This window comes from Streptomyces sp. RP5T, from assembly GCF_003933965.1.
GTDB lineage: Bacteria > Actinomycetota > Actinomycetes > Streptomycetales > Streptomycetaceae > Streptomyces.
Genome location: NZ_RSAJ01000308.1, coordinates 1 through 9,907, shown reverse-complemented (window position 1 = coordinate 9,907; position 9,907 = coordinate 1). Strand labels below are relative to the sequence as shown.

The window sequence follows — 9,907 nt, the reverse complement described above, 5'->3', positions numbered from 1 at the left end:
TCTGCCCTTCGCGGACGCCCCCGGGGTGTCCGACCCGATCGCGGTCACCAGCCGCTGGCTCACCCGGGGCGGCCGCGCCTGGTTCCCGGTCTCCGGCGAGTTCCACTACTCCCGCTACCCCGCCGGGGAGTGGGAGGAGGAACTGCTGAAGATGAAGGCGGGCGGGATCACGACCGTCGCCGGCTACGTCATCTGGATCCACCACGAGGAGGTCGAGGGGCACGTCCGCTTCGACGGCGACCGCGACCTGCGCCGTTTCGCCGAGCTGTGCGCGCGGCACGGCCTGGACTTCGTCCCCCGCATCGGCCCCTGGTCGCACGCGGAGGTCCGGGGCGGCGGACTGCCCGACTGGCTGCTGGCCCGCGACTGCACCCCCCGCACCGACGATCCTGCGTATCTGGACGCCGTGCGCCCCTGGTTCGCGGCGATCGCCGGGCAGTTGGACGGCCTCGACCGGGCCCACGGCGGCCCGATCGTGGCGATCCAGATCGAGAACGAGCTCTACGACCAGCCCGGCCATCTGCTGACGCTGAAGCGGATGGCCCAGGAGGCGGGCCTCAGCGCGCCCCTGTGGACGGCGACCGCCTGGGGCGGTGTCCGGCTCCCGCCGGACGAACTGCTGCCGCTGTACGGCGGTTACACCGAGGCGTTCTGGACCGAGGCCGACGGCGGCTGGCCCGACACCTGCCGCAAGCACTTCTTCTTCACCCATCAGCGCGACGACGAGGGCATCGGCTCCGACCTGCGCCCGGTGCGCGTGCGCGACAGCGAGCCCGACGCCTTCGCGGACCGGTTTCCCTGGGCCACCTGCGAGTTGGGGGGCGGGATGGCGGTCTCGTACCACCGTCGGCCCTACGTCGACCCCGACGACATCGGCGCCCTCGGCCTCACCAAGATCGGCTGCGGCTCGGTCTGGCAGGGCTACTACATGTTCCACGGCGGCACCAACCCGGCTGGTGAGCTCAGCACCCTCCAGGAGTCGCACGCCACCGGCTACCCGAACGACCTGCCGGTCCTGACGTACGACTTCCAGGCGCCGCTCGGCGAGTACGGCCAATACCGGCGGACCTATCACGAACTGCGGCTCCAGCACCTTCTGTTGGCGGACTTCGGGCATCTGATCGCGCCCATGGAGTCGGCGTTGCCCGAGCGGCTGCCGGACGGGCAGTTCGACCGGGAGACCCTGCGCTGGGCGGTGCGCGGCGACGGCACCTCGGGCTTCCTGTTCGTCAACAACCACCAGCCCCACGAGCAGCTCCCGGAGCGTCCGGGGACGTCGTTCAGCATCGAATTTCCCTCCCCTGGTGATGAGTTGACGCTGCCCAGTGCTCCCGTCACCGTCCCGGGCGGCGCCTACTTCTGCTGGCCGCTGCGTCTCGACGTGGCCGGTCTGCGGCTGGAGTGGGCCACCGCCCAGCCGGTGTGCACGGTCGACGTCGACGGCCGTACGGTCCTGGTGCTGGCCGCCACCGACGGCATCGCGCCCGAACTCGCCCTGGACACGGCCACGGTGACGGCCGTGCACACGCCCACCGGCGCTGTGGCCCCGGTCGACGGCCGGCTCCTGGTGACCGGACTGCGCCCCGGCACCGACGCCCTCGTGGAGGTGGACACCGCCGACGGCGGGAGGGCCGGCCTGCTGGTGCTGGACGCGGCGACGGCCCGTACCGTCTACCGGGGCCGGGCATGGGGTGCCGAGCGGCTGGTGCTGAGCGCGGACGGGGTGGTCTTCGACCGCGACGAGGTACGGCTGCACGGTTCGGAGGCGGCGACGTCGTTCGCCGTGCTGCCCGCGCCCGAGCGGGCGCCCGTGGTCGACGGGGTGCCCGCGGAGGCGGTCGCGGACGGGGTGTTCCCGCGCTACCGGGTCCCGGCGGCGTCCGCCGTCCAGGAGTCCGTGCCGGAGCTCACCCTCGTACGGGCCGCCGGGCCCGCCCCCGCGGCCGTCACCGGCGTCCAGGGCCGGGCGAGCGCGCCGGCCGACAAGTACTTCGACACCGTGGCCGCCGAATACCGGGTCGAGGTCCCGGAGGGGCTGCCGCCCGGGACACTCCTGCGGCTGCACTGGCACGGGGACGTCGGGCGGGCGTACGTGGGGGACACGCTGGTCGCCGACCAGTTCTACGCCGGCCGGGTCTGGGACATCGGCCTGGACCGGCTGCCCGCGGACGACCTGCGCGCCGGGGGCCTGCGGCTGCGGGTGCTGCCGCTGCACGCCGAGGCACCGGTCCATCTGCCGGAGGGGGCGCGGGAGGAGCGGGGGACGGCCGCCGTCACCCGCGCCGAGTGGGTCACCCGGCACATCCGGTCGGTCCTGGCCGGCTGACCCGCCGCGGAGCCCCGTCACCGACCCGTCCCGCGGTCCCGGCCCCGCCTATGCTGTGCTCCCCGGGCGGGCCGGGACCGCCGTACCACCGCCACCACCACGTCGAGGAACCGCCACCATGACCCCAAGCGCCGCCGAGGGAGCCGTACCGAAGGGGCGCAGCCGGCGCAACTTCGCCGGCTCGCGCCCGGTGATGGACGACGTGGCCCGGCTCGCCGGTGTCTCCAAGCAGACCGTGTCCCGGGTGCTCAACGAGCACCCCTCCGTCCGCCCCGAGACGCGTGAGGCGGTCCTTGCGGCCATGCGGAGCCTCGGCTACCGGCCCAGCCGCAGTGCCCGGTCGCTGGCCAGCGGCAGGACCCGGATGCTCGGGGTCATCACCTTCGACGCGGCCCGCTACGGACCGGCCGCGATCCTGACCGCGATCAACACCGCCGCGCAGCAGGCCGGTTACCTGCTCAGCTCCATCTCCCTGGACTCGGCCGAGCACGACACGGTCGTCGAGGCCGTGGACCGGCTCAGTGCCGAGGGGGCGGACGGGGTGATCGCCATCGCGCCCCAGCTGTGGGTCGGCAACGCCCTGGCGGACACCCGTCTGGACACCCCGCTGGTGGTACTGGAGAACGGCTTCGACCCCGAGAGCGAGCGGGCCACCGGTGACTCGCGGGAGGGCGCCCGCAAGGCCACCGAGCATCTGCTGGGGCTCGGCCACCCCACCGTCTGGCACATCGCGGGCCCGAGCGGCTGGACCTCCGCCGACCAGCGCCTGGCGAGCTGGCGTTCCACTCTGGAGGCGGCCGGGGCGCCCGTCCCCGAGCCCCTGTTCGGCGACTGGAGCTCCGACTCCGGCTACCACCTGGGGCGCCGGCTGGCCCGGCGCCCGGACGTCACCGCGGTCTTCGCGTCCAACGACCAGATGGCCCTCGGCGTCCTGCACGCCTTCCACGAGGCGGGCCGTGCGGTGCCGGGCGAGGTCAGCGTGGTGGGCTACGACGACATCCCCGAGGCCGCGCACCTGCTGCCGCCGCTGACGACCGTGCGCACGGACTTCGCGGAGATCGGCACCCGGTCCCTGCGTCTCCTGCTGAGCCGTATCGACGGTTCGGCGGAGCCGCCCCGGCCCACCTCCCTCGTCCCCGTCGACCTCGTGATCCGTGCGAGCAGCGGGCCCGCTCCACGGCACTGAGGGCAGTTCCGCCCCGGGCCCGACGTCTCACGAACCCGTGGACGCCCGCACGGTCAGCTCGATGGCCAGGGTGCGCGCGGCGCCCGGCGACTCCTCGCCTGCCAGGAGCGCGCAGAGCAACCGGACGCATTCCGCACCCATCTGACGAGGACTCAGATCGATTGCCGTGATCGGCGGTTCGGCGGTCCGCATCGCCAGACTGTCGACGCAGGACGCGAGCAACAGGTCCTCGCCCACGACCCGGCCCGCCGACCGGATCTCGGGCAGCACGGCCGCCGCGGCCCCGTCGGCGGCGCACACGACCGCGTCGGTGCCCGGCTCGTCGGCCAGCAACTCCCCCACCACGGACCGGAGCACCTCGGGTGCCGCGCCGAACGGCGCCTTGCGCAGCAGCGGTCGACTGTCGTGGGCGGCGCACCAGCGCACGTAGGTGCTCTGGAGGGTGAGGGCCCAGTCGGCGGTGGTGTCGGAGGCGATGAACGCCGGGCGGCGGGCGCCCCTCGCCCGCAGGTGGTCGAGGAGTTCCGTCAGCGCTGTCTCGTGGTCGGACCAGATCACCCCGGCGGGCCGTCCGTCGCCGCCGTAGCGCTCGGCCGTGACGACCGGGAGCCCCGCCTTCATCAGCCGGTCCACGACCGGGTTGTCCGGCATCGGGTCGCACAGGATCAGCCCGTCGACCTGCGGGAGACGGCCGGAGGACACCAGGGTCACGTTCAGCCCGGAGCGCGCGGCCTGTTCGGCCACGCCGAAGACGAACGACATGTAGTACTCGGCGCCGGTGAGGAACTCGGGGATGTGCAGCGCGATGGTGTCCGTCACGGAGGTGCGCAGGCTGCGGGCACTGCGGTTGGGCGTGTAGCCGAGGCGCCGGGCGGCGTCCAGGACGGCCCGGCGGGTCTCCTCGGACACCCGGCCGTGGCCCCGCAGCGCGTCCGACGCGGTGGTCTTGGAGACGCCCGCCCCCAGGGCCACGTCGGCGATGGTGGCGGGCGCCTCCCGCGCGGTCGGCGGCCGGGGGGTCCTGCCCTGCACGCCGCTCACCAGCCGTGGGTCAGTACGTCGTCCAGCGCGGCGGTGAACACGTCGGCGCTCTCACGGGTCAGGCACATCGGAGGCTTGATCTTGAGGACGCACTGGCGGTCGGAGGTCGGCTGGACGATCACACCGAGTTCGCGCAGGCGGTCGCAGATCGCGGCGGTCTCCTCGGTGGCCGGCTCCAGGGTCGCGCGGTCCCGGACGAACTCGACGCCCAGATACAGCCCGGAGCCGTGCACCGCACCGATCAGCGGGTGCCGGTCGGCGAGTTCCTCCAGCCGCCGCTTCAAGTAACCGCCGACTTCAAGGGCGTTGTCCTGGAGCCGTTCGTCCCGCAGGGCGTCCAGCACGGCCAGCCCGACCACGCTGCTGACCGGGCTGCCCCCGGCCGAGGAGAAGAAGTAGCCCTGCGTGCGGTAGGCGTCGGCGATCTCCCGCCGGGTGATCACCGCGCCCAGCGGATGGCCGTTGCCCATCGCCTTGGCCACGGTGACGACGTCCGGCACCACGCCCTGCTGCTCGAAACCCCAGAAGTGGGTGCCGAGCCGGCCGTAGCCGACCTGCACCTCGTCCGCGATGCACAGTCCGCCGGCGGCGCGGGTGGCGTCGTAGACCTGCCGGAGGTAGCCCTCGGGGAGGGGCAGGCCGCCCGCGTTGCCGTAGAAGGGCTCGCAGATGAAGGCGGCGGGCGGGCGGCCCTGTTCGGCGAGTCCGGTGATCCGCGCGGCGGCCTCGGGACCGTACCGCCGCGCCTCGGCACCGCGGTGGCGGCCGCGGTAGGAGTTGGGGGCCGCCACAGTGTGCACCCAACTCGGGCGTGAGGTGAGGGCGTTCGGGTTGTCCGCGATCGAGGTGGAGACCGCGTCGCTCGCGTACGTCCATCCGTGGTACGCCTCCTCGACCGCGACCGTGTCCTGGCGGCCGGTCGCCGCCCAGGCCAGGCGCAGGGCGAGGTCCACGGCCTCGGAGCCGCTGTTGACGAGGAAGACGGTGTCCAGTTCGGGGGGCAGGAGCGCGGTGAGCCGCTCGGAGAGTTCCACCACCGAGCCGTAGTGGAAGCGGGAGTTGGTGTTCAGGCGCCGCCACTGCCGGTGCACGGCGTCGCTGAGCGCGGGGTGGCCGTGGCCGAGGATGGTCACGTTGTTGAGCATGTCGAGATATCCGCGGCCCTGGGTGTCGACGAGATGGTGGCGCCAGCCGCGTTCGATGCGGGGCGGCTCGTCGTAGTAGTGCTCCTGGACACCGGCGAAGGTCCCGTCTCGGCGGTCGAGGAGATCCTCGTCGGCGGACGGCTCCCCCGGGTCCCGCCCGGTGATCAGCGCCGTCGGGTCCGGGCTCACCGCCAGCCAGCCCGCGGCCAGGTCCGGGGTGGCGAACCGAGGCGGTCGCCGGTCGTCGGCCAGGGTCGACAGCTGGACGCCGAGGGTGTGCCCGCCGTCCTGCCCGGCGACGGTGCCGAGGCGTTGTCCGGCGGCGACGGGACCGGGCGCGGCGGGGTCGGTGACGCCGTGGAGCCACAGGACGGGGCCGTCGCCGCGCAGGTCGAGCGTGCCGTCGGCGTGCCGGGTGAGGGTGCCCGCCCAGGGTGCGCGCACCTCCAGGGGGTCCGCCAGATGCAGGTCCACTCCGAGGGCGCAGGTGGCCGGGGTGTCGGTGGTGTCGAGCGTGGTGCGGGTCATGCGGTACTCGCCGTGCCGGGTGCGGGTCGCCGGCCGGCCTTCGGCCAGGGCGGTTTCGGCGTCCGCCGCCAGCCAGCGGCCCGAGTGCAGGTCGTCGCTCTGCGCCGAGAGGTCGAGCGCCGGGACGCCGTCCGGCAGGTCCGGCAGCATGCGGTGGGCGGGCCGGACCGCGAGGCGGGGCAGGGGGCGGCCGAGTGCCTCGCGCAGCCGGGCGGTCATCACCGGCGCCGGGACGGAGACGGCCGACTCGAACATGGCCCACTCCCGGTCCAGAGCGGCGGAGGCGTAGCCGTTGCCGGGGTCCTGGAGGACGTCGTACTGGCCACTGACCACCATGACGGCCGCGCGCAGCACGACGAGCGGCCACAGCACGGCCACCTCCTCGTCCGAGAGCGGGCGGACGGCGTCGAAGGCGCGGACGGCGGGCAGCGCGGAGGCGGGGCGGGCGCCGTGGTGGTGCAGGACGGAGGTGCAGGTGACGGCCGGTTCCGCCACGGTCCAGCCGGTACCGAGGTCCCCGAAGTCGATCACCCCGACGGGCATCCGCCGGCCGTCGTGCGCACTCTCGCAGACGACGTTGTTGTCGGTGATGTCGCCGTGCACGAACTGGACCGGGAGGTCCTTCGCGTGGGGTTCCACGAGGGCGTACGCGGCGCGGGCCGCGCTCAGCACGCGGTCGGCGCGGGCGCGGTCGGGCCAGTGCGGGGCGAGGGCCTCGATCACTTCGAGGGCGTTGCGCAGGTCCCAGGGCCGGAAGCGGTCGGACTCGGGGGCGGCGAAGTCCGCGAGGGCCGCCGTGATCCGCCCGGCGATCTCACCGAGACGCGCCACGACGGGCGGGGCGAGGTAGCGGCTGTCCATGATCGGCTCACCCGGCACGAACTCCAGCAGCCGACAGGCGAGTTCGACTCCGTCCACGAGGAAGGGCTGCACCACGTCACCGTCGGTGCCGGGGAGCGCCCGGGGCAGCCGGAGGCCGGGCAGCGCACCGGCCAGGTGCTCCACGGCGGCGCACTGGGCCCGCAGCTCGGCCGTGCCGGTGGCGGGGTTGGCGACCTTGAGGACGTACTCCCCCGCCTCGCCGCGCACCCGGAAGTTGCGGTCCTGCTGGCTGCCCAGGTCCCGTACGGTGCCCCGCACACCGAACCGGGTCGCCAGCACCGCCGCCGCGGCGGCTTCGTCGATCGGTGCGACGGGTCGCACCAGCCAGTCCGTGGACGGCAGGGCCATGGGTCCGCTCCGCTCCGCTCCGCTTCCGCGGCGTGGCGCCGCGCCTTTGCCGGAACGTTCCGGCACTTCCGTGCGACGACGGTAGGACGAACCCGGTTCCGCGGTCAACGCACCCCGGTCACCTTCCTCGGTCACACACGTCACAGCTCGCGAGGATTACCCCGGGGGATACGGGTTACCCGCAGGCTGGGTCTCTGGGGAGCCGCGGCGGCGGCCCACGGTGGCTTGTCCCGAGTGTGCCCGCGGTGTGGGGCTGCGGCACACAGCGGCGTCGGCCCGCTCAGCAGGTTCGAGCGGGCCGACGCGTCCGCTTCGCGTGAGCTACGACTTTGCGGCGCCGACCTCGTTCCTACCGGGGGCGGCGCCGTCGGTGTGTGCGGGGCCGATTTCTGCGCCCCTGCGCGAGAGAGCGCCGGGGCTGCTGCGTCGGTGCCGCGTGAGCCGAGCGACGGCCGGGCGGGGACCGATGTCCTCTGCCCGGCGTTCTGTGGACGAGCGGCTCGCCCGGCGCGGCTCAGGTGGCTACGGCCACAGGCCAGGTGGCTACGGCCACAGGCGCAGGAACATGGCCGGGGCACGGCGTGTGAGCCACGCGGCGGCCAGGCCGAGGGCGGCACCGGCGGCGACATCGCTCGGGTAGTGGGCTCCGGACTGCACCCGTTCAACTGCGACCATGGCGGCCGGCAGCGCGCACAGCGCACCCGCGGCCGGCCAGGCGGGGGCCACGGCCGCGGTGAAGGCGACCGCGGCCGCGGTGTGCCCGGAGGGGAACGAGGACGAGTCGGGCCGGTCGGCGACCTCGTCGTGCGGTATCCACTCCGCGGGCGGCCGGGGACGGTCGTTCAGTTGCTTGCACAGGCCGTTCGACGCCAGTTGGGCCACGGCCAGGGCCACCAGTCCGGCGGCCGCCGCCCTGCGCCCCCGCCACCCGCCCTTCCACGCCATCGCGACGGCGGCACCGCACCACAGCTTGGTGCTCTCCGCGGACTCCTCCACCGCCGACAGGGCCCTGCCCACGCCCGGCGGGATCCGGGAGGCAGCCCGCCGCGTCAACTTCCCGTCGACCTCGCACAAGTCTGTCAGCATCCTCATGACGTGCGGTTGTCCCCAACTCCCCGAGTCAATCGGCCCTGCTCGGATCGGACCCTCACGCTTCGCGCGCCGGTCCCGACTCGTCCAGCCGGCGGAGGTCCTGCTCGTCCCACGTCCTGGTGTCGCGCGGCTCCGTGTAGGGCTCCTTCTCGGGCGGCAGGCCTCCGGCGATCGCCCGCTGCCGGACGGTCTCGGCGTCGAACTCCAGGCCCAGGAGGATCGCCAGGTTGCTGATCCACAGCCAGATCAGGAAGACGATGACACCGGCCATGGTGCCGTACGTCTTGTTGTACGAGGCGAAGTTGGCCACGTAGAACGCGAACCCGGCGGACGCGACCAGCCAGATGACGAGGGCGAGGAAGCTGCCCGGCGTGACCCAACGGAAGCCCTTGACGCGGGCGTTGGGCGTGGCCCAGTACAGGAGCGCGATCATGACCGTGACCAGGACCACCAGGACGGGCCACTTGGCGATCGACCACACCGTCAGGGCGGTGTCGCCGATCCCGAGCGCGCCGCCCGCCTTGGCGGCGAGGGTGCCGGTGAAGACGACGATCAGGGCGCTGACCACGGCGAGCACCATCAGGACTACTGTCAGGCCGACCCGCACCGGAAGGATCTTCCAGATCGGGCGGCCCTCCGGCATGTCGTAGACCCTGTTCGCCGAGCGGATGAAGGCGGCGACGTACCCGGACGCCGACCACACCGCCAGGACGATGCCGACGATCGCCATGACCGAGCCGACGCCGGCCTTGTTCTGCAGTTGCTCGACGGCCCCGGTGATGATGTCCCGGGCGGAGCCCGGGGTGAACTGCTTGAGGTTCTTCAGCACCGTGTCCGTGGCGGACTTGCCGGTCAGGCCGAGCATCGAGACCAGGACCAGGATGGCCGGGAAGAGCGACAAGAGGCCGTAGTACGTCAGCGCCGCGGCCCGGTCGGTCAGCTCGTCGTCCTTGAACTCCCGCATGCTGCCGCGCAGTACCGCGCCCCACGCCGTCTTCGGCAGCTGTGCGGGTGTGTCCGGCGCACGCTCCTCCACGGCGGGCCCGGGACCCACCTCCTCGGACGGAGGAACCTCGCGCTCCGGCCCCTCGTCGCCGCCGTGATGGTCTTTGCGTCCAGGAAGATGCAGCTTCATGGACGTCGAGTACCCCCGGGGCCCCGGCCAATCAGCCCAGAGGCGGGGAGCAGCGGGAGCGCGTCCGCCGGCGCGACCGGGGTTGCCCAACGGGAGGTGGAGGTCCCTGCAATGGCGCCGGGCGACTTGACGGGGGCGACGCCCGAAAGAACTGGACGACAAGTGCCCGAGCGGGAGCGACAACTGACCAGCGAGCCCCCACACGGCACACACCCACGAAGGTC

At 73.5% G+C, this 9,907-nt stretch carries 6 protein-coding genes; 2 read left to right on the top strand and 4 right to left on the bottom strand.

What is annotated here, in order from left to right; translation table 11 throughout:
- Position 1: 1 nt before the first annotated feature.
- On the top strand, positions 2 to 2,326 hold the full coding sequence (locus tag EHS43_RS27340) for a beta-galactosidase (protein ID WP_260470735.1): 2,325 nt from the start codon (positions 2 to 4) through the stop codon (positions 2,324 to 2,326).
- Between the two features lie 118 nt (positions 2,327 to 2,444).
- A complete protein-coding gene (locus EHS43_RS27335) occupies positions 2,445 to 3,512 on the top strand; it encodes a LacI family DNA-binding transcriptional regulator (RefSeq protein ID WP_125193413.1) in 1,068 nt (355 codons plus the stop codon).
- A 27-nt stretch (positions 3,513 to 3,539) separates the two neighbouring features.
- Here the strand turns inward: EHS43_RS27335 and EHS43_RS27330 are convergent, their stop codons facing one another.
- From EHS43_RS27330 to EHS43_RS27315, 4 genes are all read right to left on the bottom strand, one after another.
- Positions 3,540 to 4,553 (bottom strand): LacI family DNA-binding transcriptional regulator, encoded by a 1,014-nt coding sequence (locus EHS43_RS27330; RefSeq protein ID WP_260470734.1) that lies wholly within the window; start codon positions 4,551 to 4,553, stop codon positions 3,540 to 3,542.
- The gene (locus EHS43_RS27325; RefSeq protein WP_125193412.1) at positions 4,550 to 7,456 is read right to left on the bottom strand and encodes an aminotransferase; all 2,907 of its coding nucleotides are present in this window, start codon (positions 7,454 to 7,456) and stop codon (positions 4,550 to 4,552) included. Before EHS43_RS27325 ends, EHS43_RS27330 begins: the two co-directional genes overlap by 4 nt.
- A gap of 543 nt (positions 7,457 to 7,999) precedes the next feature.
- Positions 8,000 to 8,548 carry a phosphatase PAP2 family protein gene (locus EHS43_RS27320; protein ID WP_125193411.1) on the bottom strand — a complete coding sequence of 183 codons (549 nt, stop codon included), beginning with the start codon at positions 8,546 to 8,548 and terminating at the stop codon, positions 8,000 to 8,002.
- A 55-nt stretch (positions 8,549 to 8,603) separates the two neighbouring features.
- Complete coding sequence (locus EHS43_RS27315) at positions 8,604 to 9,683, bottom strand: YihY/virulence factor BrkB family protein (protein ID WP_125193410.1); 1,080 nt, start codon at positions 9,681 to 9,683, stop codon at positions 8,604 to 8,606.
- Positions 9,684 to 9,907: the final 224 nt, after the last annotated feature.

Excerpts from the sequence above, each read along its gene's own strand:
- EHS43_RS27335 (WP_125193413.1), top strand. The coding sequence starts at position 2,445 with ATGACCCCAAGCGCCGCCGAGGGAGCCGTACCGAAGGGGCGCAGCCGG.
- EHS43_RS27325 (WP_125193412.1), bottom strand. The coding sequence starts at position 7,456 with ATGGCCCTGCCGTCCACGGACTGGCTGGTGCGACCCGTCGCACCGATC.
- EHS43_RS27320 (WP_125193411.1), bottom strand. The coding sequence starts at position 8,548 with ATGAGGATGCTGACAGACTTGTGCGAGGTCGACGGGAAGTTGACGCGG.
- EHS43_RS27315 (WP_125193410.1), bottom strand. The coding sequence starts at position 9,683 with ATGAAGCTGCATCTTCCTGGACGCAAAGACCATCACGGCGGCGACGAG.